This window comes from Arthrobacter sp. D1-17 (genome assembly GCF_054130535.1).
In genome coordinates this window covers 2,714,777-2,735,594 of sequence record NZ_CP096382.1, presented here as the reverse complement: position 1 = coordinate 2,735,594, position 20,818 = coordinate 2,714,777, and the positions used below count along the sequence as shown (strand labels likewise).

Here is a 20,818-nt window from a genome sequence, read left to right as displayed (position 1 = left end):
GCGATCAGAAGAGCGTCGGCTGGGATGCTTGAGCTGAGGCGACTGCTGCGGGGCGCTGGCTGGCTGCCTGTGGAATGCTCCCTTCCGGGTAGGCGGCCTCCTCGCCGCGCGGATCGTCGACATCACGGTGGCTGAATCCGTGAGACCCGCCAAATCCATGCCGTGCCTTGAAGTACCGGACCTTCCCCGCAAGCCAGGACCGGTATTCCTTGGAGGCGTAGGAGCCATTGCTGTACAACCTTTTGTACCGACCGACGAGTTCTGGGTGTGTGGCTGCAAGCCACTGCATGAACCACTCGCGGGTGCCTGGCTTGAGGTACAGCGCCCCTGCTGTCACTCCGGAGGCCCCGGCCCTGGCGAGGGAGGCAAACAGATCATCGAGGGCTTCGTCGCTGTCTGAAAGCCAGGGCAGGATGGGCATGGCCATGACGCCGCAGGGCAACCCGGCGTCACGGAGCCGCGACACAAGCTTCAGCCGGGCCCGCGGGCCCGGAGTGCCGGGCTCGATCGCCTCGGAGAGTTGTTCGTCTGTCATGGCGAGCGATATGCCCACCCCCACCGGCACCTGGGCGGCGGCATGCTTCAGCAGCGGGATGTCGCGGGCCAGCAGTGTTCCCTTGGTCAGGATGGACAGCGGCGTGCCGGAATCGGCCAGCGCGCCGATGATGCCGGGCATCAGCTGGTACCTGCCCTCGGCCCGCTGGTAAGGATCGGTGTTGGTGCCGAGCGCCACCTGCTGGCGCCCCCATGACGGCTTGGCCAGTTCCTTGCGCAGCACGTCCGCTGCGTTGATCTTCACGACCACTTGGCTGTCGAAGTCGAGCCCGGCGTCGAAGTCCAAGTACGTGTGGGTCTTGCGGGCGAAGCAGTAAACGCACGCATGGCTGCACCCCCGGTAGGGGTTCACTGTCCATTCGAACGGCATGCGGGAACCGGACGCCACCTTGTTGAGCACCGATTTGGCGGTGACCTCATGGAAGGTAACGCGGGCAAACTCGGGGGTGGAGACGGAACGCACCAGCCCGGCCAGCGGCAACAGCGGCACTGCGGCCGGGGCGGCCGCAGATGCACTGTTGGCGCTGGGCTCTCCGGGTGCCGGCTTAAGTGCTTGTGCGTCCCATCTCATGAGGTCTATTCGAATATATGTTCTAATGGAAGTCAAGATCCGCGGCTGGTGTGTCCGCGGCTGGAATGTCCGCCCCGGGCGGGATACCCGCCCGCTTCAAGTCCGGCGTGCCGCTCAAAGGGATTCCCCGATGCCGGATCGCCGTAACGCAGCAGCGACCAGCCGGCGGCTGCGAAGTAGAGCGCCAGGAAAGGCAGGCCGAGACATGCGTACTGGGTGGTGTGCCGTTCTTCGTGTCTGAGCAGGGCGGCGTTGGCCAAGGCCGCCTCAGGCCCGGCACGGTAGATGATTACGTTGCCCACCGCGAAGGCGCCGGCGATGGGCAGCCTCAGGTCGTAGCCGGTGGCGATGATGAGGCCGCGCGGTCCCTTGAACGTCCTGGTTCGGGCGAGCTGTGCGAGCATGAGTCCCGCCGGAGTGGAGGCATTGAGCAGGTTCGCGAGCTGTCGAAGCCGCTGTGCCGGGGTCATGAAGCCATGCTAGCGGCAGCCCCGCCGGACGGCACTGGCGGCAGCCCAGCCGGGCGGCACACCCAGCCGGCAGTGCCACCCGGCAGTTCGGGCAGCCGGGCGGCTTCAATTAGACTGGGAACAGTGCCTGCCGGCCAACCCCGGCGAGCCTGCCCTTGTCCTTGCATGGCGTCCTTGACCGGCGGTATGCGATGACGTGCCAGTGACGGACGCGCTGCCGGGAAACCGGTCCAGCAGCAGCGGCCGCTGGCATCACCCGACTCGTAGCTAAGAACAGTAGATGACTGAAACCTTGCCGGGCGCTGCCGTCCCGAACCCCACGGATGAAGCCGCCATCACCGCCGCCGTCGAGCAGGCAATCTCCGCCATTGCAGGAGCCGCCACACTGGACGAACTCAAGGCAGTGCGTTTGGCCCACACCGGTGAGAAATCACCGCTGAGCCTGGCCAACCGCGAGATCGGACGCCTGCCCAAAGACCAGAAGGCCATTGCTGGAAAGCTCATGGGCGCCTCGCGCGGACGCGTTAACAAGGCGCTCGCCGACCGTACTGCCGAGCTTGAGGCTGAAAACGACGCGCGCATCCTGGTGGAGGAAACCGTTGACGTCACCGCAGCCCCCCGCCGCCGCCGGGCCGGAGCGCGCCACCCGCTCTCCACCCTGCAGGACCGCGTGTCGGACATCTTTGTAGGCATGGGATGGGAGATCGCTGAAGGCCCGGAAGTGGAGTCGGAGTGGTTCAACTTCGACGCCCTGAACTTCAAGCCGGACCATCCGGCCCGTGAAATGCAGGACACCTTCTTCGTGGAGCCGCCGGAAGCGCACCTCCTCATGCGGACCCACACCTCCCCGGTGCAGGTCCGTTCCATGCTGGAACGTGAGGTGCCGATCTACGTGCTGTGCCCCGGCAAGGTTTTCCGTACGGATGAGCTCGACGCCACGCACACCCCGGTCTTCCACCAGTTCGAGGGGCTGGCGATCGATAAGAACCTCAGCATGGCGGATCTGCGCGGCACGCTGGAGCACTTTGCCCGCCAGATGTTCGGTGACGAAGCCCAGATCCGGTTGCGCCCCAACTACTTCCCGTTCACCGAGCCGTCTGCGGAACTGGACATCTTCCACCCGGGCGCCAAGGGCGGTCCGCGCTGGATTGAGTGGGGCGGTTGCGGCATGGTCAACCCCAACGTCCTCCGCGCGGCCGGCATCGACCCGGACGTCTATTCAGGGTTTGCCTTCGGCATGGGCATCGAGCGCACGCTCATGTTCCGCAACGAGGTTGGCGACATGCGCGACATGATCGAAGGCGATGTACGTTTCAGCGAGCACTTCGGGATGGAGATCTAACAGTGCGTATCCCACTTTCCTGGCTGCGTGAGTTCGCGCAGGTACCGGCCGGAGCAACGGCTGAAGATGTCATGGCGGACCTGGTCAAGGTCGGTTTTGAAGAAGAAGCGGTGCACCGCCCCACTGATGCCCTGCGCGGGCCCGTCGTGGTGGGCCAGGTCCTGAGCCTGGTCAAGGAGCCGCAGTCCAACGGCAAGACCATCAACTGGTGCCAGGTGCGCGTTGTCCCCGAGGGGCAGGAGCAGACACTCACCGGCAAGGGCATCGACCCATCCGGCGTGCAGGGCATCGTCTGCGGCGCCCACAACTTCGTCGAGGGCGACAAGGTGGTGGTCACCCTGCCGGGTGCCGTGCTGCCCGGTGACTTCCACATCTCTGCCCGCAAGACCTACGGCCACATGTCCGCAGGCATGATCGCCTCCGTCCGCGAACTGGGCATCGGCGAGGACCACGACGGCATCCTCGTGCTCTCGAGGATTGGACTCGACCCGGAAATCGGGACCGACGCCATGGAGCTGCTGGGCCTCTACGACGAAGCCGCCGAAATCAACGTCACCCCGGACCGAGGTTATGCCTTTTCCATCCGTGGCGTCGCCCGTGAATACGCCCACGCCACGGGTACGGTCTTCACCGATCCCGTTTCCAGGGTCAGCGCACCGGCTTCCCTCACCGGCGGCTACGGCGTGAAGATCAACGATGACGCCCCCATCTATGGCAACCCGGGATGCGACCGGTTCGTCGCCCGCACGGTCCGGGGCGTTGACGCGACCCGGCCCACACCGCCGTGGATGGCTTCCAGGCTGCGACTGGCCGGGATCCGCTCGATTTCCCTGCCCGTAGACATTTCCAACTATGTGATGCTCGAGCTCGGACAGCCCCTGCATTTCTACGACCAGGACAAGCTGTCAGGCGAGATCGTGGTACGGCGTGCCGTGGCGGGCGAGAAGCTCACCACCCTCGACGGCAAGGAACGCGCACTTGACCCCGAGGATCTGCTGATTACGGACAATTCGGGCCCCATCGGCGTCGCAGGCGTCATGGGCGGTGCATCCACCGAGGTCTCCGACGCCACGTCCACGGTACTGATCGAGGCCGCGCACTTCGAGGAAGTCTCGATTGCCCGTTCGCGCCGGCGCCACAAGCTGCCGTCGGAAGCGTCGAAGCGTTTCGAGCGCGGCGTTGACTGGCAGGTGGCGAACATCGCCGCCCAGCGTGCCGTCGACCTGCTTGTGGAACTTGCAGGGGGCACGGCTGAGGAGACGGGCACCGACGTCGGAACCGCACCGGACGCCGTGTCCATCGCCCTGCCGGCCGCTTTCGCCGCCGAGCGGATCGGCATCGACTTCACGGAAGAGCAGATCGTTACTTCCCTTGAAGACCTCGGCGCAGTGGTGGAAAAGTCCGACGGCGGCTGGGCAGTTTCGGCACCAAGCTGGCGGCACGACCTGGAAACCAAGGAGGATCTTTCCGAGGAGATCGCCCGTCTGGTGGGATATGACCAGATCCCGGCGATCCTTCCGGTCGCTCCTCCAGGACGGGGCCTGACGCGCGTGCAGCAGCAGCGCCGCCGGCTCATCCAGTCTCTTGCCGACGCCGGTCTCACCGAGGTGCTGGCTTATCCGTTCGTCTCGAAGGCCGCCAACGATACCTTCGGCGTGGCAGAGGCCGGGGCTGCCCGCTCGGCAGTCAAGCTGGCCAACCCCATCAGCGAGGAGCACGGCTACCTCCGCACGTCGGTCCTGCCCGGCCTGATCGAGGTGGCCAAGCGCAACCATTCGCGCGGCTTCCGGGACCTGGCGCTGTTCGAGGCAGGGCTTGTCTTCCTGCCCGGCGAGTCACTGGGAACCGCCTCGATTCCGCCGCTGGGCGTCAGGCCTTCGGATGAGGTGCTGGACGCACTGTACGACGGCGTTCCCGCCCAGCCGCTGCATGTCGCCGCCGTCCTGACCGGCCATGACTCCCCGGCCGCGGCAGGGCACACGCCAAGGTTGTGGGACTGGGCCGATGCGCTGGACATCGCACGCCTCATCGGTGACGTGCTCGGCGTCGAGGTCGTTGTGGCGCAGGGGCAGCACCAGGCCTTCCACCCGGGCCGGGCCGCGCAGCTGTCGCTGCGCACCGGCGAGGTAGTTGGCTACGCCGGCGAACTGCACCCCAAGCTCCTGGCGGCGTCGGACATGCCGGCCCGTTCCGTCGCACTCGAGATCAACGCCGACGCTCTCTTCGAGGCGGCCGCCGACGTGATCGTGGCACGCCATATCTCCACCTTCCCGGTGGCGACGCAGGACGTTGCGCTCGTGGTGCCGCAGGAGATTCCTGCGGACGATGTGCTGGCTGCCCTGCGCGAAGGCGCCGGTGAGCTGCTCGAAGACGTCGCCCTGTTCGACGTGTACGCCGGCAAGGGGATAGAGGACGGCAAGAAGTCACTGGCCTTCGGGCTCCGCTTCCGCGCCAACGACCGCACCCTGACGGCCGACGAGGCTTCCGCCGCCCGGGAGAGCGCTGTGGCCGTGGCGGCCGAGCGCTTCGGAGCAGTCCAGCGCTGATCCGGGCCTAAGAGATCTGGTCAGGAAATCCCCGCAGCCTTCCGGCTGCGGGGATTTTTTGTGGCCCGCGGCGCCGGTGCCGCATCTTCGGCCGCGTTCCTCGTATATTGGAATGCTGCGGGCATCGCAGGATCGGATAGCGGTGCAGCGTCAGGAGTCCGCAGATCCCGCTTTCTTGCGCGCTCGCCCCAGGGCACGGCAGACGATGGAACGGCCAACCGCGAACAGTTTGGCGCCAGATCGCCTGAGCATGTATTGAAGTGAAGCCGTCCTGGTGGACATGGACCAGGGACTACCAGGCGGGCGCACCCTGGTCATGCCTACGAGAGGAGTAGGCCCCTACGATTGCCCGGGATCCCTGGTACTGAACGCACCATGCGAAGCTCTCGCACGTTATCCTCGGTCTGGCTGACCCCGTCCGGCACGAACCCATGCTTGCGATGGCCTGCCAGGCTGCACCGTGCTTAGATGCCAATGCCATGGACTGAGCAATTTCAGCCTTGGCGCCCGCGCGAATGAGGACACCTTCCGTCACAAGCCTCAGAATAAGGGTGCTGTTCAGGCACGGGGCAGCGTGCGGTGCCAGCCCCGGCACTTCACCAAAAGCGAGCCCGTTATGGCACCAGCAGCACCTTGCCCGTGGTGCGCCGTCCCTCGAGGTCCTCGTGGGCCTGGCGGGCTTCGGCCAAGGGGTAGGTGGCGCCGATCCGGACCTTGAGGTTCCCGTTCGCGGCGGCGGCGAAGATCTCCCCGGAACGCCAGTGCCGTTCCTGTTCGTTGAGCAGGAAATGCGCGAGGGACGGCCGGGTCAGCGTCAGCGATCCGCCCGCGTTCAGGCGCTGCGGGTCAACGGGCGGGACAGCACCGGACGCTGCTCCGAACAGGACGAGCGACCCGCGGACCCGCAGGCAGGACATTGACCCGTCGAACGTGTTCCGGCCAACGCCGTCGTACACCACATCCACGCCCTTGCCACCGGTCAGCTCGCGGACATGGTGGGGAAATCCCTCATACCGCAGCACCTGGTCGGCGCCGGCTTCCCGGGCAAGCTCTTCCTTGGCGTCGGAGGACACCGTCGTGAGAACCCTGGCGCCCCGCTCCTTAAGCAGCTGGGTCAGCAGCAGGCCCACACCGCCGGCTCCCGCATGCGTCAGCACCGTGTGGCCCGGCTCCACCCTGAAGGACGAGTTAATGAGGTAATGCGCCGTCATGCCCTGCAGGGGGAGCGCCGCGGCCGTCTGGTCATCCACGCCGTCGGGCACCGGAAGGGCCTTCGCCGCATCCAGGATCGTGTAGCCGGCGTAGCATTTGGAACCCTCGGCCGTGGCTACCCGGCTGCCCACCGAGAAGTTCTCCACGCCCTCGCCGACTTCCTCTACGGTGCCGGCGACCTCCGATCCCGGAGTGAACGGGAAAGGAACCTTGTACATGCCGCCGCGCTGGTACGTATCAATGAAGTTCACGCCGGCGGCCGCGACCTTGACGAGTAACTGGCCGGGACCGGGGACGGGACGGTCGATTTCCGCGAAGTTCAGGACCTCGGGTCCGCCCGGCTGCTGGGCGACGATGGCATGCGTCATGGAATCTCTCCTTTCCCGGGCCGGGACTTCCGGCCGCCGGATTCTCAAACCATCCTATGGAGAGCCGTCCCGGAGGCGAAGTCGGCGGGCCTCATCAAGGGCGCGGAGCGGGGCTCGGCGACATCTCCGCCGCCTGGCGCAGCCTTGATCATGCTGCGGACGTCCACTATGCCCATGCCGGCGATAGCAATACGACGGGTGGAAGCACAGGAGAGCCAGAGATGAGCACCGCTAAAGCCAAGCGGGAAGAGATCTACCACCTGGCCGTCACCACCGGGTTGGCATTGGTGGAGGAACTGTCGCGGCATACCGGGGTCACCGCTTCCACCATCCGGCGCGATCTTGCCCACCTCAACGGGCAGGGAAAGCTGGCGCGGACCTACGGCGGCGCGGTGGCGCTGGGCGCCCACCCCGAGCCGTCCCTGCGGCAGCGGACGGGGGAGGCGTGTGAGCAAAAGCACGCCATCGCCGCTTGGGCCGCCGCCGAGGTGAAGGACGGCGAAAACATTCTGCTTGGTGGGGGGTCGACGGTAGGAGCGCTTGCACACGCCCTGCGCGCTCGGGAAAATCTCTCCGTCACCACCCCCGGCCTGAACACACTCCAGGAACTGGGGGACTCGGCAGGGGTCCAGGTGGACTGCCTCGGCGGCCGGCTGCGCGGCGTGAGCCAGACGTTCGTCGGTCCCCTCGCCGAGGCGGCACTGGAACGGATGAGCTTTGACCGGGTGTTCCTGGGAGCGGACGCCGTCACGGCAAGCGACGGCCTGTGTGAGCGGGCCATGCGCAGACCCGGCTCAAGGAGCTCATGGCGCGGCGCGGCGGCGCCGTCTACGTCCTTGCCGACTCCAGCAAGCTGGGCAAGCGCCCGTTCCGCGCCTGGGTCAGGATCACACTGCCGTGGACGTTGGTGACTGACGCCGACGCGGACCCCGGACAAGTGGCGCTCTTCCGGAAGGCCGGGGTGCAGGTGCAGCTGGTGCAGGCGGCGCAGCAGGAGCTAGCAGCAGCTGCTGCTGGCGCTAGCTCGCGCTGAGCTCCTCTGCCAAGATCGGAGCTTCCGACGTGGCCGGGACGAGCCGCGTGAGCATTTTGCCCCTGGCTGCTTCAATGAGCGCCTGGAAGAGTGCCATTTCCTCAGCCAGCTGCTCAGGGTGCCACTGCACACCGATGCAGAACCTATGGCCTGACAATTCAACCGCTTCGATGATCTGATCATCACTCCAAGCCGTAGCGATCAGACCCTGTCCCAAGCGGGCCACTGCCTGGTGGTGCGACACCGGCACTCCGTCGAGGCCAGCGGAGCCAAAAAGACGTCCCAACTTGGAATCGGCGCGCAACTCCACCCGGATGGAATTGAACTGGTAGCCGCCAGGCTGGTAGGCCGCGGTACCAACAATGTCAGGCAAGTGCTGGTGCAGTGTTCCGCCGAGCGTCACGTTCAGCATCTGCTCCCCGCGGCAGATGCACAAGAGCGGGACGTCCTGCCGGATTGCTTCAAGGATGAGTGCTGCTTCCCATTCATCCCGCTCCGGCCGAGGCGCGTCCGTCGCAGGATGTGCCTCCTGCCCATAGCGGGCAGGGTCAACATCCCAGCCGCCCGGAATGACCAATCCGTCAAGCCTGCTCACCAGATGCTCGACACTGGTTCCGAGAACCGGCTGAGGAGGAAGCAATACAGGCACTCCGCCGGCAGCCACGATCGGGGTCAGGTAGGTTTCCGGCAGGAAGGCCGCATTCACAGTGCCGCAACCCTCGGTCCCGGCCTGTTCCAGATACGTGGTCAGCCCAATGATCGGCTGCATTGCGGTATCGGCAGAGTTCATGCGGGTCCTTTCAGAATTAGTTCCTGCGGCAAGATTAGGGCGCAGTTGTGTACGCCGTGTTACGCCACTGTCACTATCGGATATCGGCGTGAGGAGGTCCTGCGGGACAACGTGTGCGCTCGGAGCTTGTTTTCCGGCCAGCGAGAGTTAACCATGGACGTGCTGGCACCGGCAAATTATGGAATCTGGGAGTGATCCGGGCCACCGGCAACTGTCCGGAACCTGCGGTTCGCCAGGGACGGTACCTTTCGGCGGACGGCCGCGATCCGCTCGAATCTGAGGTCGGCGAAAGCCACTCCTGGCGCTTCGCCGGCGTTGGCAATGACCACGCCGAAGGGATCCACGATCAGCGAGTATCCGGTGGCCAGCGGTCCAGTCTGGTTTGCCGTGACGATGTAGGACGTGTTTTCGATGGCCCTGGCCCGGACCAGCGTTGACCAGTGGTCTTCCTTTCCCGGCCCGCTGATCCACATTGCCGGAAGCAGCAGCACATTCGCGCCCGCGTCTACCAGGTGGCGGGAGCTCTCGGGAAAACGCAGGTCGTAGCAGGTGAGCACTCCGAGGCGAAGTTCCCCGAACTGAAGCAGGAAGGGCGGGCCGATCTCCCCGGGGCTGATGCCGTCACTTTCACGGTAGCCGAAGGCGTCATAGAGGTGGACCTTGCGGTACGTACCGGATATCCCACCTGCTGCGTCGACAGAGACCGCCGTGTTGAATGGCAAGCCTTCCGGGTTCGCCTCCGTCGTGCCCACCACCACCGGCAGGGCAAGTTCCCTTGCGCGGGCAGCGATTCCGCCGATGAAGGGGCCGTCAAGGTCCTGGGCGACGGAGGAGAGCGCGGCCGGCCCCGCACTGGCGTAAAGGCTCGATTCGGGAAGCACCAAAAGGTCAGCGCCGCCGGCGGACGCTGTTTCCATGAGCCTTGCGATTTCCTGCAGATTCCCTGCGGGGTCTGTTCCGGCAGGGAACTGTCCAGAGGCAATTCGCATGCTGCTCCTTAAGCAAACATCTCGCATTTGAGCCGGTTTTTCGGGCGGAACTCTGCCAATTTCGTCCTTGACGCAATCTTAGTCTCAGGAGAAGGTTAAGAAATAAGCATGCTTATTACTTTATGGGAGATTCAATATGTGCGGCATAGCGGGCGAGCTGGCCTTCCGGGGGGCAAGGGTTCGGCTGCGGTCAGTGGAGCGGATGACGGATTCCATGGCGGATAGAGGACCGGACGGAGAGGGGGTTTGGAGTAACAGCTGGGTGGCCCTGGGGCACAGGCGTTTGAGCATCATCGACCTGTCCGAAGCGGGTGCCCAGCCCATGATTGACGAGGGCGCCGGGCTGGCGCTGGTCTTCAACGGGTGCATCTACAACCACCATGAGCTCCGCAGGGAGCTTCAACAGCATTACGCCTTCGATTCCAGCAGCGACACTGAGGTGATCATCAAGGCCTATCGTCATTGGGGCGAGAACTTCGTGGACCACCTTGTGGGCATGTTTGCGATTGCCCTGGTGGACCGCCGGCGCAACCAAGTGGTCCTGGCCAGAGACCGCCTGGGCATCAAGCCGTTATACCTGGCATCCGTGGAAGGCAGCCTGCGGTTCGCTTCGACGCTGCCAGCGGTTTTGGCGGGCGGCGGGGTGGACACCGGAATCGATAATGTAGCGCTCCATCATTACCTCAGCTGGCATTCCATTGTGCCGGCCCCCCGCACCATCCTGGCCGGAGTTCGCAAGCTGCCTCCTGCTACCGTCCGGGTGGTCACCCCCGACGGTAGCCATCGGGACCGCGTCTACTGGAAGCCGGACTACGTCAGGCGTCAGGATCAGGCCCTGTGGACGCCGGACGATTGGCGTGAAGCCCTGCATCAGGCATTGCGGACTGCAGTTGCACGGCGGCTGGTCGCGGACGTTCCTGTTGGCGTGCTCCTCTCCGGCGGGCTCGATTCCAGCCTGCTGGTTGCCCTGCTCGCTGAGGGCGGCCAGTCCGGCCTCAATACCTTCAGCATTGGGTTCGACGGGACCGGCGGTGAAAGCGGCGACGAGTTTGAGTACTCGGACCTGATCGCCAGGAATTTCGGCACGGACCATCACAGGCTTCATATTCCCGTTTCCGAGTTTGCCCCGGCTGTTGCCGATGCGGTGGCCGCCATGCCTGAGCCCATGGCAAGCCATGACGTCCCTGCGTTCTTCCTGCTGTCAAAGGCTGTATCCGAGCAGGTCAAGGTGGTGCAGTCCGGCCAGGGCGCTGATGAAGTGTTTGCCGGATACGCCTACCACCAGCCTGCCGCAGCGGTTGCCCGAGAGCAGGCACTCGGCACCTTCACTGAAGCATTTGTGGACCGGAGCCATGCCCAGATGCTGGACGTGCTCGAGCCGGAGTGGCTGTGCCTGAGGGATGTGAGCCGGGAGCGACTGGCGGCGGAACTGGCTGTTCCCGGAGCGGAAACAGCCTTGGATGCCATTCTGCGCCTGGACACGCACGTCCTCATGCCTGACGATCCTGTCAAGCGGGTGGACAGCATGACCATGGCTTGGGGGCTGGAAGCCCGCGTTCCCTTCCTTGATCAGGACCTCGTTTCCCTGGCTGCCGCTTGTCCGCCCGGACTTAAGGCCGGGCAGGGCGGTAAGGGCGTGCTCAAGGATCTTGGCAGGGGGATCCTGCCGGACGACGTCATCGATCGGCCCAAGGGCTATTTCCCGGTTCCCGCCCTCCGCCACCTTGAGGAGCCGTTCCTCAGCATGGTCAGCGATGCCCTTCATACCCCCGAGGCCAAGCAGCGGGGCTTGTTCCGGAGCGACTTTGTGGAGGGGTTGCTGGCGAATCCCAACGAACGCTTCACCCTGGCCAGGGGCAACCTGCTGTGGCATCTGGGCGTTCTGGAGATGTGGCTGCAGCAGCATGGGGTTGGAACTTAACAATGGGGGGCGCACAGGAAGGCGTGGCCTGCCCCCTCGATCGCCGATGAGGCATTCAGGCGGAGGGTGGGCTCCGGCTACGGAGCCGCGGTAGCCGATCTGGGTGCGCTGGTGGAGATTCCTGGCATGGCCTGGGATGCCTTTGAGCCTGCACATCTTGAAAACAGCGCCGCCGCCGTCGCCAGACTGCTGTCGGGCGCCGGCCTGGGCGACGTGCATGTTGTGCGGCGAAACCGGACGGTACTCCCGGAGCTCCTGCGGTCCGCGCCCGAAAGTCCGTCCGGAGCGGCTGGCCGAGCATACTCCTCTATGCGCGACATGACGTCCAGCCTCCCGGTGATCCGGCGCTGTGGGAGACCCCGCCGTTGCCCCTGCTGAGCGCCACGGTCGGCTCTACGGAAGGGGCGTGGCGGACAACAAAGCCGGGATCATCATGCACCTTGCCGCCTTCCGGGCCCTATGGGAGGAACGGGAAGACAGCCTCGGAATCGGCATCACCTTCTTCATTGAGGGTGAGGAGGAAGCGGGGTCTCATGCTGACTGCCGTGGAAGAGTCTTGGGGAAAGCCGGCTGTGGAAAGGGGAGTCGGCGGTTCAATTCCCGTAACGGGCGTCATGGCGGAGGCTTTCCCCACGCTACTGTCCTGATCAACGGCGCTGAAGACCCGGATTCCCGCGCTCACGGCGCCAATGAGTCCATTGACTCGGCGGACTTCGGGAACGGCATCCTGGCCGAGGCATTGTTCCTCGATCAGCTGAACGGAGGTCAGCTGAACGGAGGTCAGTTGAACAGAGGCCAGCTAAATATGATCAGGTGAACAACTATGTGAACCGGATATGGTTCGCTGCATCGGCCGTTTCTTTTGCGGTGGGCCTTTCACAGGATGTCCCGAGTGACGACGGAGGGAAAAGCTTGTAACCGTGTGAGGCGGGATGCCTGCTGGTGAACCGGGTACGTATTTTGGCCATAGCATGAGGACGGCGCCACCGCCCCGATGGAGGATCAGCCCCTGAAGGAGGAGCAGCATGACGACAGCGAAGGCCGGACGGGAAGAGATCTACCATCTCGCCGTCACCACCGGGTTGGCATCTGTGGAGGAACTGTCCCGGCATGTCAACGTGACGGCTTCGACAATCCGCCGGGACATCGCGCATCTGAACGGTGAGGGCAAGCTGGCCCGGACCTACGGGGGCGCTGCTGCCCTCGGCGCCCACCCGGAACCGTCCCTGCGCCAGCGCACGGCGAGGCGTTCGAGCAGAAGCAGGCCATTGCTGCCTGGGTGGCCACACCCGGCATCAACACCCTCCAGGAACTCGCTGATTCACCGGGCGTCCAGGTGGACTGCCTCGGCGGCAGGCTCCGCGGCATGAGTCAGACGCTCGTCGGGCCGCTCGCCGAAGCCGCGCTGGAGCGCATGACCTTCGACCGGGTCTTCCTGAGCGCCGATGCCGTGACCGCAGAAGACGGCCTGTGCGAGGTGGACCACGCCCAGACCAGGCTGAAGGAGCTCATGGCGCGGCGCGGCGCCACCGTGTACGTCCTCGCTGACTCCAGCAAGCTTGGCAAAAAGCCCTTCCACGCCTGGGCCCGGATTCCGCTGCCCTGGATCCTCGTCACAGACACGTTTGCCGACGCCGGGCAGGTGCAGCTCTTCCGGGACACCGGCATTCAGGTCCACCTCGTGGACCCCGGGGGAGCAGGAATTGCGCAACCTCACGAAGAGACTGCCGGCAGCGCCAGCAAGGCCAGGGCGTCATGATCCCTCCTGAGATCACCACGCCCGAGGTGATGATCGACGTCGACATTCTCGACCGGAACATCGCCAGGATGGCCGCGGTGGCGCAAGCCCGCGGACTGCGGCTGCGCCCGCACGCCAAGACCCACAAGGTGCTGGAAATCGCGGAGCGTCAACTTGCGGCCGGCGCCGTCGGGCTGACGGTGGCGACCATCGGTGAGGCAGAAGTCTTCGCCACGGCTGGCGTCGCGGACATCTTTATCGCTTATCCGCTGTGGGTGACGGCATCCCAGGCGGCGCGGCTGCGGAAGCTCGCGGAGACCAGCAGAGTCGCAGTGGGCGTGGACTCGGCAGAAAGCGCGGCCTTTATGGGAGGGAACCTGGGAGCCGGTGCGGGCAGGGTTTCTGTCCTTGTGGAGCTCGACAGCGGACACCACCGCAGCGGCGTCCGGCCCGAGGATGCAGCCGCAGTTGCGCGGGCCGCCGCAGCTGCCGGACTGGACGTGGCCGGTGTCTTCACCTTCCCGGGCCACAGCTACGCGCCGGGAATGCCAATGGCAGCGGCCCGGCAGGAAGACGAAGCCCTGCGCCGAGGGGCTGACGAGCTGGCCGCCGCAGGTTTCACCGTGCGGACCGTCAGCGGCGGGTCCACCCCCACTGCCTCTCTCGACGGCGGTGCTTCTCACAACGGCAGTGCTTCTCCCGGCGGCGGTGCCTCTCTCGACAGCACGGCGGTAACTGAACTGCGCCCCGGGGTTTACGTGTTCGGCGACGCCCAGCAGTTCGAGCTTGGGCGGTGCGAAACCGCCGACATCGCCCTGACGGTTGCCAGCACTGTGGTCAGCCACCACCGCACTGCGCCGGGTGAACCGGGGCGCTTCATCATTGATGCAGGCAGCAAGGTCCTGGGCAGCGACCGCCCGGCCTGGGCCAGCGGCTATGGCCGGCTTCTGGACCATCCGGACGCCAGAATTACCGCCCTGTCCGAACACCACGCCACTGTTGAATGGCCGCCGGGACTCCCTCTGCCGGACCGCGGAGAGCGGCTCAGGGTGGTTCCCAACCACGTGTGCCTGACGATGAACCTGGTGGACGAGGTGTGTCTCATCCGTGCGGGAGCGCTCGCGGGGCGGTGGGAAGTGGCGGCACGCGGCAAGAACAACTGACGCGTCAGTACTGCCTCCGGCTGATCTGCCCCCACCGCGGGCAGGTGCCAGCCATGCATAAATATCGGGATCTATGCATATTCTTGCTGTATAGTCGGAACCATGACTATTTCTGTTGCCGTCTCAGGTGCCAGCGGCTATGCCGGCGGCGAGGTGCTGCGCATTCTGTCCGGCCACCCCGGTGTCACCCTCGGCGCCATCACCGCACACAGCAACGCCGGTTCAAGACTAGGCGAACTGCAGCCGCATCTCCATGGCCTGTCCAGCCGAATTCTTGAGGACACCACCGTGGAGAACCTGGCCGGGCACGACGTCGTGTTCCTGGCCCTTCCGCACGGTGCCTCCGCGGACATCGCCGCTAAGCTGCCCGGGGACACCGTGGTGATCGACGCCGGAGCGGACCATCGCCTTGAGGATCCGGCGGCATGGGAAAAATTTTACGGTTCCGCGCACGCCGGCACCTGGCCATACGGTCTGCCCGAACTTCCCGGACAGCGGGAGAAGCTCAAGGGCGCCAAGCGGATCGCCGTGCCCGGGTGCTATCCGACGTCGGCACTGCTGGCCCTGACGCCGGGCTTTGCCGCCGGGCTGCTCCAGGGCGAGGATGTGGTCATCGTTGCCGCCTCGGGCACGTCGGGCGCCGGAAAGGCCGCAAAGGTCAACCTGATCGGGTCCGAAGTCATGGGCTCCATGAGCCCCTATGGGGTAGGCGGCGGCCATCGCCACACTCCCGAGATCGAGCAGGGGCTGTCCAACGCCGGGGGGGAATCAGTCACCGTGTCCTTCACGCCCACGCTGGCCCCCATGAGCCGCGGCATTCTCACCACCGCCACGGCCAGGATCAAGCCGGGCGCGTCCGTCGAGCAGCTCCGCGCCGCCTGGATGGAGGCTTACGACGACGAACCCTTCGTCCACCTGCTGCCGGAGGGCCAGTGGCCCTCCACCAAGTCCGTCCAGGGCTCCAACCACGCGGCCATGCAGCTGGCCCTGGACACGCACACCGGCCGCGTCATCGTTACCTGCGCCATCGACAACCTGACAAAGGGGACCGCAGGCGGAGCCGTGCAGTCCATGAACATCGCTCTTGGCCTTGCGGAAACCGCAGGCCTCAACCTGCAGGGAGTCGCCCCGTGACCGTGACCGCACCCCAGGGCTTCCGGGCCTCCGGCGTGAAAGCCGGACTCAAGGCGTCCGGAAACCCTGACCTCGCCCTCGTGGTCAACGACGGTCCCTCCAAGGCTGCTGCAGCAGTTTTCACGTCGAACCGGGTGGCCGCCGCCCCTGTCCACTGGTCGCGTCAGGTGGTCTCCGACGGCCGCGTGGACGCAGTCATCCTGAACTCCGGCGGAGCCAACGCGTGCACCGGTCCGCAGGGTTTCCAGAACACCCATGCGACAGCCGAGAAGACGGCCAAGGTCCTCGGAATTTCCGCCACAGACGTCTTCGTCTGCTCCACCGGCCTGATCGGCGAGCAGCTGCCAATGGACAAGCTGCTTCCGGCCGTCGACGCTGCTGCTGCCGCGCTCACCGTTGATGGCGGAGCTGCCGCAGCCGCCGCCATTATGACAACGGATACGGTGCCGAAGCAGGCTGTATTCAAAGGCGCCGACGCCAAAGGCCAGGAATTCACTATCGGCGGCATCGCCAAGGGCGCGGGCATGCTCGCGCCCGGACTGGCCACCATGCTGGTGGTCCTCACCACAGATGCCGACGTTCTGCCGGAAATGCTCGACTTCGTCCTCCGCGACGCCACGCGGGTCACCTTTGACCGTGCCGACTCGGACGGCTGCATGTCCACAAACGACACCGTGGTGCTGCTGGCCTCCGGTGCGTCCGGTGCCGTTCCCTCCGCCGAGGCCTTCGGCAAGGGTCTTACACAGGTGTGTGCTGAACTGGCGCGCAAGCTGATCGGCGATGCCGAGGGTGCCAGTCACGACATCGCCATCCGGACGTTCAACGCTGCCAGCGAACGCGACGCCGAAACCGTCAGCCGTGCGGTCGCCCGTTCCAACCTCTTCAAGGCGGCCATCTTCGGCAAGGACCCGAACTGGGGACGTGTCCTGTCCGCCGTCGGTACCACGGACGCCGCCTTCGAGCCGGACCAGCTGAACGTCTCCATGAACGGAGTCCAGATCTGCCGCAACGGCAGCATCGGTGAGGACCGCAGCCGCGTGGACCTCGAGCCGCGCGAGGTGATCGTTGAGATCGATCTCCAGGCCGGCGATGCAGAAGCCACCATCTGGACGAACGACCTCACCCACGACTACGTCCACGAGAACAGCGCGTACTCAAGCTAGATCCACCAGCACCTTGGAGAACGGCAGCATGAACACCCAGACCCGCGAGACAACGTCCATGCGCGACGCGCAAGACAAAGCCGGCACCCTGATCGAGGCACTGCCCTGGATCCAGCGCTTCGCCGGCACCACGATGGTGATCAAGTACGGCGGTAACGCCATGGTGAACGACGAACTGCGCCGCGCCTTCGCCGAGGACGTGGTGTTCCTGCACCACGTGGGTATCCATCCTGTGGTGGTGCACGGCGGCGGTCCGCAGATTAACGCCATGCTGAGCCGGCTGGGCATCGAATCCGAGTTCAAGGGCGGCCTGCGCGTCACTACGCCCGAGGCCATGGATGTGGTCCGCATGGTCCTCACCGGCCAGGTGGGCCGCGAACTGGTGGGCCTCATCAACTCCCACGGCCCGTACGCCGTGGGCATGTCAGGTGAAGACGGCGGCCTGCTGCGCGCGGTCCGTACCGGCACCGTGGTGAACGGCGAAGAGGTGGACCTCGGTCTTGTCGGCGAAGTGGTGGGTGTCAACCCCGAAGGCATTGTCGACATCCTCGCGGCCGGCCGGATCCCGGTGATCTCTACTGTTGCGCCGGAGATTTTCAACGACGGCGCAGCCGACGGAGCCGGCCGTGGGCAGACTACCGGCCAGGTCCTGAACGTCAACGCAGATACGGCAGCCGCCGCCCTGGCCGAAGCGCTAGGCGCGTCCAAGCTGGTCATCCTGACCGACGTCGAAGGCCTGTTCGCCAACTGGCCGGACCGCTCGTCCCTGATCTCGTCACTGACCGCCTCAGAGCTCCGGGACCTGCTGCCTTCCCTCGAATCCGGCATGATTCCCAAGATGGAGGCGTGCCTGAAGGCCGTCGAAGGCGGCGTGGAACGCGCGCACATCGTGGACGGGCGCCTCGCGCACTCGATGCTCCTTGAAACATTTACGACGGCGGGCATCGGCACGCAGGTGGTCCCCGACGAGGAAACGGAAGCATGAGCAATCTTGAACACTCGGCAGTGGCCGAGCAGTCCCCGGTGACTGAGCTCGTTGAAACAAGCGGGCACGCGGGCTCAGAGTGGCTTGCCCGCTACTCATCGGCCCTCATGGGCGTTTTCGGCACGCCGCAGCGTGTCCTGGTGCGCGGAGCCGGCTGCCTTGTCTGGGACGCGGACGGCAAGGAGTACCTGGACCTGCTCGGCGGTATCGCTGTCAACGCCTTGGGACACGCCCACCCGTTTGTGACCTCGGTGATCTCCAGCCAGTTGGCCACGCTTGGGCATGTCTCCAACTTTTTCACCAGCCCCACCCAGATTGCCCTGGCCGAAAAGCTCCTGGCCCTGGGCAACGCACCGTCCGGCTCCAAGGTGTTTTTCACGAACTCCGGGACGGAAGCCAACGAGGCCGCCTTCAAGCTGGCCCGGCGTAACTCGGACGGACCGGGCGGGACCCGCAGCAGGATCATCGCCCTGGAAGGTGCCTTCCACGGCCGGACCATGGGTGCCCTCGCGCTGACGGCGAAGGAAGCCTATCGGGCACCGTTCGAGCCCATGCCCGGCGGCGTGGAGCACATTCCGTTCGGCGACATCGACGCGCTCCGCAACGCGGTGGACGAGACGGTGGCGGCCGTCTTTCTCGAACCCATCCAGGGTGAAGCCGGCGTCCGTCCGCTTCCTGCCGGGTACCTGCAGGCCGCCCGCGAGGCCACCTCGGCGGCCGGTGCGCTGCTGATCCTCGACGAGGTCCAGACTGGCATTGGACGTACCGGCAAGTGGCTGGCCAGCGAAGACGCAGGAATCGTGCCCGACGCCGTGACCTTGGCGAAGGGCCTCGGCGGCGGATTCCCCATCGGCGCGCTCATGACCTTCGGCCAGGAAACGTCGTCGCTGCTGTCCGCAGGGCAGCACGGCACCACGTTCGGCGGCAACCCCGTGGCCACGGCCGCCGCCTTGGCCACCCTGCATGCCATTGAAAGCCAGCAGGTGCTGGACAACGTCCGGAAGGTCGGGGACCACCTTCGCTCCGCCCTGGCCGCCGCTGACGGCGTGACCGAAGTCCGCGGGGAAGGGCTGCTGATCGGCTTCGATTTGGACGCCGATGTGGCGCCTGCCGCTGTCACCGCGGGCCTCGAGGCGGGATTCATCATTAACAGCCCCGGCCCGCGCACCATCCGGCTCGCGCCGCCCCTCATCCTCACCGAGGAGCAGGCGGACCGGTTCCTGGCAGCCCTCCCGGCCATCCTGCAAACTGCAAAGGACGCACAGTGACTTCACCAGCGGCTTCAACCACATCAGCGGCTACGCCCGTTCCGACCCGCCACTTCCTCAAGGACACCGACCTCAGCCCCGCCGAGCAGGCTGAGGTCCTGGAGCTCGCGGTCCGCATGAAGGCCGCACCCTACAGCGTGCAGCCGTTCGCCGCGCAAGGCAGCGGACGCAAGACAGTGGCCGTCATTTTCGACAAGACCTCCACCCGCACCCGGGTGTCCTTCGCCGCCGGTGTGGCGGACATGGGCGGTACCGCCCTCATCATCAACCCGGGTGAGGCGCAGATCGGCCACAAGGAATCCGTGGAGGACACCGCCAAGGTGCTCGAGCGGATGGTCTCGACCGTCGTGTGGCGGACCGGAGCCCACTCCGGACTGGTTGCCATGGCGGAAAACTCCAAAGTTCCGGTCATCAATGCCCTGTGCGATGACTACCACCCCTGCCAGCTCCTCGCGGACCTGCTGACGGTCAAGGAACACAAGGGCAGCCTGCAGGGCCTCACCATGGCCTACCTCGGCGACTCCGCCAACAACATGGCCAACTCCTACCTGCTGGCCGGCGTCACCGCGGGGATGCACGTGCGGATCGCCGGTCCGGAGGGGTACCTGCCGGCTGCAGCCATTGTGGCCGACGCGGAAGAACGGGCGGCCGAAACGGGCGGCTCCGTCCTCATCACCACCGATGCCGCCGAGGCCCTCAAGGGCGCCGATGTCGTGGCGACGGACACCTGGGTTTCGATGGGCCAGGAGGCCGAAAAAGAAGCCCGGCTCCAACTGTTCCGGAAGTACTCCGTCGACGAGGCCGCCATGGCACTCGCGGCGGATGACGCCGTCGTGCTTCACTGCCTCCCGGCATACCGCGGCTATGAGATCTCGGCAGGTGTCATTGACGGACCCCAGTCCATCGTGTGGGATGAGGCGGAAAACCGGCTGCACGCCCAGAAGGCCCTGATGGCGTGGCTCATGCACCGGTCCGGCCTGGCGGTGGTCGACGGGCTGCCGCCGGTGGCGGGGCAGGCTTAGTTGTCCGTCCAACCCCCGGCTTCGGGCGCGAGCCCGGCCACCAAGACAGCACGCCAGGCGCGGATCACCGCAATCCTGACAGGAGAGTCCGTGCGGTCCCAGGCAGAGCTTGCCGCTCTGCTGGCGGACGATGGCGTGCAGGTCACCCAGGCGACGCTGTCCCGGGACCTCGTCGAACTCGGCGCTGTCCGGGTCCGCGGGAAGGAGGGCGTGCTGGTCTACGCTGTTCCCGGCGAAGGCGGGGAGCGTGCGGCGAAAAGCGGGGTGAGCCAGGAAATCCTTGATGCGCGGCTCGCCAGGTTGTGCGGGGAACTGCTGGTCACCGCGGAAGCGTCGGCCAACATCGCCGTGCTCCGCACCCCTCCCGGGGCCGCCAACTTCCTGGCCCTCGCTATCGACCACTCAGTCATGCCCTCGATCCTCGGCACCATCGCGGGGGATGACACCGTCCTGCTGGTGGCCCGTGATCCGCAGGGCGGCCCGGATCTCGCCGCGCGGTTTCTGCAGCTTGCAGAGGAAGCCGGCCAGTAAAGCCAACCCGTACCCCT

16 protein-coding genes and 2 pseudogenes are annotated in these 20,818 nt (G+C 65.8%); 13 read left to right on the top strand and 5 right to left on the bottom strand.

Going from position 1 to position 20,818, the window contains the following annotated elements; genetic code table 11:
* Nucleotides 1–4 precede the first annotated feature (4 nt).
* Nucleotides 5–1,126 (bottom strand): Rv2578c family radical SAM protein, encoded by a 1,122-nt coding sequence (locus M1E01_RS12695; RefSeq protein ID WP_457971940.1) that lies wholly within the window; start codon nt 1,124–1,126, stop codon nt 5–7.
* 32 nt (nt 1,127–1,158) lie between these two features.
* On the bottom strand, nt 1,159–1,596 hold the full coding sequence (locus M1E01_RS12690) for a hypothetical protein (protein ID WP_457971939.1): 438 nt from the start codon (nt 1,594–1,596) through the stop codon (nt 1,159–1,161).
* A gap of 280 nt (nt 1,597–1,876) precedes the next feature.
* Between M1E01_RS12690 and pheS the strand changes: the two genes are divergently transcribed.
* Both pheS and pheT read left to right on the top strand, forming a co-directional pair.
* Nucleotides 1,877–2,938 carry a phenylalanine--tRNA ligase subunit alpha gene (gene pheS, locus M1E01_RS12685; protein WP_457971938.1) on the top strand — a complete coding sequence of 354 codons (1,062 nt, stop codon included), beginning with the start codon at nt 1,877–1,879 and terminating at the stop codon, nt 2,936–2,938.
* A 2-nt stretch (nt 2,939–2,940) separates the two neighbouring features.
* A complete protein-coding gene (pheT, locus tag M1E01_RS12680) occupies nt 2,941–5,484 on the top strand; it encodes a phenylalanine--tRNA ligase subunit beta (RefSeq protein WP_457971937.1) in 2,544 nt (847 codons plus the stop codon).
* Nucleotides 5,485–6,098: 614 nt separating this feature from the next.
* Here the strand turns inward: pheT and M1E01_RS12675 are convergent.
* Entirely contained in the window at nt 6,099–7,064 is a 966-nt protein-coding gene (locus M1E01_RS12675; RefSeq protein WP_457971936.1) for a quinone oxidoreductase family protein, read from the bottom strand.
* A 221-nt stretch (nt 7,065–7,285) separates the two neighbouring features.
* Here M1E01_RS12675 and M1E01_RS12670 point away from each other — a divergent pair.
* A pseudogene (locus M1E01_RS12670) lies at nt 7,286–8,097 on the top strand (DeoR/GlpR family DNA-binding transcription regulator).
* On the opposite strand, the gene M1E01_RS12665 reads toward M1E01_RS12670, so the two are convergent.
* Both M1E01_RS12665 and M1E01_RS12660 read right to left on the bottom strand, forming a co-directional pair.
* Complete coding sequence (locus tag M1E01_RS12665) at nt 8,084–8,887, bottom strand: gamma-glutamyl-gamma-aminobutyrate hydrolase family protein (protein ID WP_457971935.1); 804 nt, start codon at nt 8,885–8,887, stop codon at nt 8,084–8,086. The pseudogene M1E01_RS12670 and the gene M1E01_RS12665 overlap by 14 nt on opposite strands.
* Before the next feature lie 176 nt (nt 8,888–9,063).
* On the bottom strand, nt 9,064–9,876 hold the full coding sequence (locus M1E01_RS12660) for a carbon-nitrogen hydrolase family protein (protein ID WP_457971934.1): 813 nt from the start codon (nt 9,874–9,876) through the stop codon (nt 9,064–9,066).
* Between the two features lie 136 nt (nt 9,877–10,012).
* On the opposite strand from M1E01_RS12660, the gene M1E01_RS12655 reads away from it, so the two are divergent.
* The 10 genes and pseudogenes from M1E01_RS12655 to M1E01_RS12610 all read left to right on the top strand — a co-directional run bounded on the left by M1E01_RS12655 (nt 10,013) and on the right by M1E01_RS12610 (nt 20,801).
* A complete protein-coding gene (locus M1E01_RS12655) occupies nt 10,013–11,797 on the top strand; it encodes an N-acetylglutaminylglutamine amidotransferase (RefSeq protein ID WP_457971933.1) in 1,785 nt (594 codons plus the stop codon).
* A gap of 349 nt (nt 11,798–12,146) precedes the next feature.
* Nucleotides 12,147–12,614, top strand: a complete 468-nt coding sequence (locus M1E01_RS12650) for a M20/M25/M40 family metallo-hydrolase (protein WP_457971932.1) — start codon at nt 12,147–12,149, stop codon at nt 12,612–12,614.
* Nucleotides 12,615–12,822: 208 nt separating this feature from the next.
* A pseudogene (locus M1E01_RS12645) lies at nt 12,823–13,556 on the top strand (DeoR/GlpR family DNA-binding transcription regulator).
* Entirely contained in the window at nt 13,553–14,698 is a 1,146-nt protein-coding gene (locus M1E01_RS12640) for an alanine racemase (protein ID WP_457971931.1), read from the top strand. The pseudogene M1E01_RS12645 and the gene M1E01_RS12640 overlap by 4 nt, the downstream one beginning before the upstream one ends.
* A gap of 102 nt (nt 14,699–14,800) precedes the next feature.
* Complete coding sequence (argC, locus tag M1E01_RS12635) at nt 14,801–15,832, top strand: N-acetyl-gamma-glutamyl-phosphate reductase (RefSeq protein WP_457971930.1); 1,032 nt, start codon at nt 14,801–14,803, stop codon at nt 15,830–15,832.
* Nucleotides 15,829–16,995 carry a bifunctional glutamate N-acetyltransferase/amino-acid acetyltransferase ArgJ gene (gene argJ, locus M1E01_RS12630; RefSeq protein WP_457971929.1) on the top strand — a complete coding sequence of 389 codons (1,167 nt, stop codon included), beginning with the start codon at nt 15,829–15,831 and terminating at the stop codon, nt 16,993–16,995. Before argC ends, argJ begins: the two co-directional genes overlap by 4 nt.
* A 28-nt stretch (nt 16,996–17,023) precedes the next feature.
* Entirely contained in the window at nt 17,024–17,980 is a 957-nt protein-coding gene (gene argB / locus M1E01_RS12625; protein WP_457971928.1) for an acetylglutamate kinase, read from the top strand.
* Entirely contained in the window at nt 17,977–19,248 is a 1,272-nt protein-coding gene (locus M1E01_RS12620) for an acetylornithine transaminase (RefSeq protein WP_457971927.1), read from the top strand. Before argB ends, M1E01_RS12620 begins: the two co-directional genes overlap by 4 nt.
* Nucleotides 19,245–20,270, top strand: a complete 1,026-nt coding sequence (argF, locus tag M1E01_RS12615; protein ID WP_457971926.1) for an ornithine carbamoyltransferase — start codon at nt 19,245–19,247, stop codon at nt 20,268–20,270. Before M1E01_RS12620 ends, argF begins: the two co-directional genes overlap by 4 nt.
* A complete protein-coding gene (locus tag M1E01_RS12610) occupies nt 20,271–20,801 on the top strand; it encodes an arginine repressor (RefSeq protein ID WP_457971925.1) in 531 nt (176 codons plus the stop codon).
* Nucleotides 20,802–20,818 lie beyond the last annotated feature (17 nt).

Bases quoted from the DNA above. Each gene is read 5' to 3' on its own strand.
- M1E01_RS12665 (WP_457971935.1), bottom strand. From the start codon at position 8,887: ATGAACTCTGCCGATACCGCAATGCAGCCGATCATTGGGCTGACCACG.
- M1E01_RS12695 (WP_457971940.1), bottom strand. From the start codon at position 1,126: ATGAGATGGGACGCACAAGCACTTAAGCCGGCACCCGGAGAGCCCAGC.
- argB (WP_457971928.1), top strand. From the start codon at position 17,024: ATGAACACCCAGACCCGCGAGACAACGTCCATGCGCGACGCGCAAGAC.
- pheS (WP_457971938.1), top strand. From the start codon at position 1,877: ATGACTGAAACCTTGCCGGGCGCTGCCGTCCCGAACCCCACGGATGAA.
- M1E01_RS12660 (WP_457971934.1), bottom strand. From the start codon at position 9,876: ATGCGAATTGCCTCTGGACAGTTCCCTGCCGGAACAGACCCCGCAGGG.
- M1E01_RS12640 (WP_457971931.1), top strand. From the start codon at position 13,553: ATGATCCCTCCTGAGATCACCACGCCCGAGGTGATGATCGACGTCGAC.
- M1E01_RS12690 (WP_457971939.1), bottom strand. From the start codon at position 1,596: ATGACCCCGGCACAGCGGCTTCGACAGCTCGCGAACCTGCTCAATGCC.
- M1E01_RS12675 (WP_457971936.1), bottom strand. From the start codon at position 7,064: ATGACGCATGCCATCGTCGCCCAGCAGCCGGGCGGACCCGAGGTCCTG.
- M1E01_RS12655 (WP_457971933.1), top strand. From the start codon at position 10,013: ATGTGCGGCATAGCGGGCGAGCTGGCCTTCCGGGGGGCAAGGGTTCGG.
- M1E01_RS12620 (WP_457971927.1), top strand. From the start codon at position 17,977: ATGAGCAATCTTGAACACTCGGCAGTGGCCGAGCAGTCCCCGGTGACT.
- argC (WP_457971930.1), top strand. From the start codon at position 14,801: ATGACTATTTCTGTTGCCGTCTCAGGTGCCAGCGGCTATGCCGGCGGC.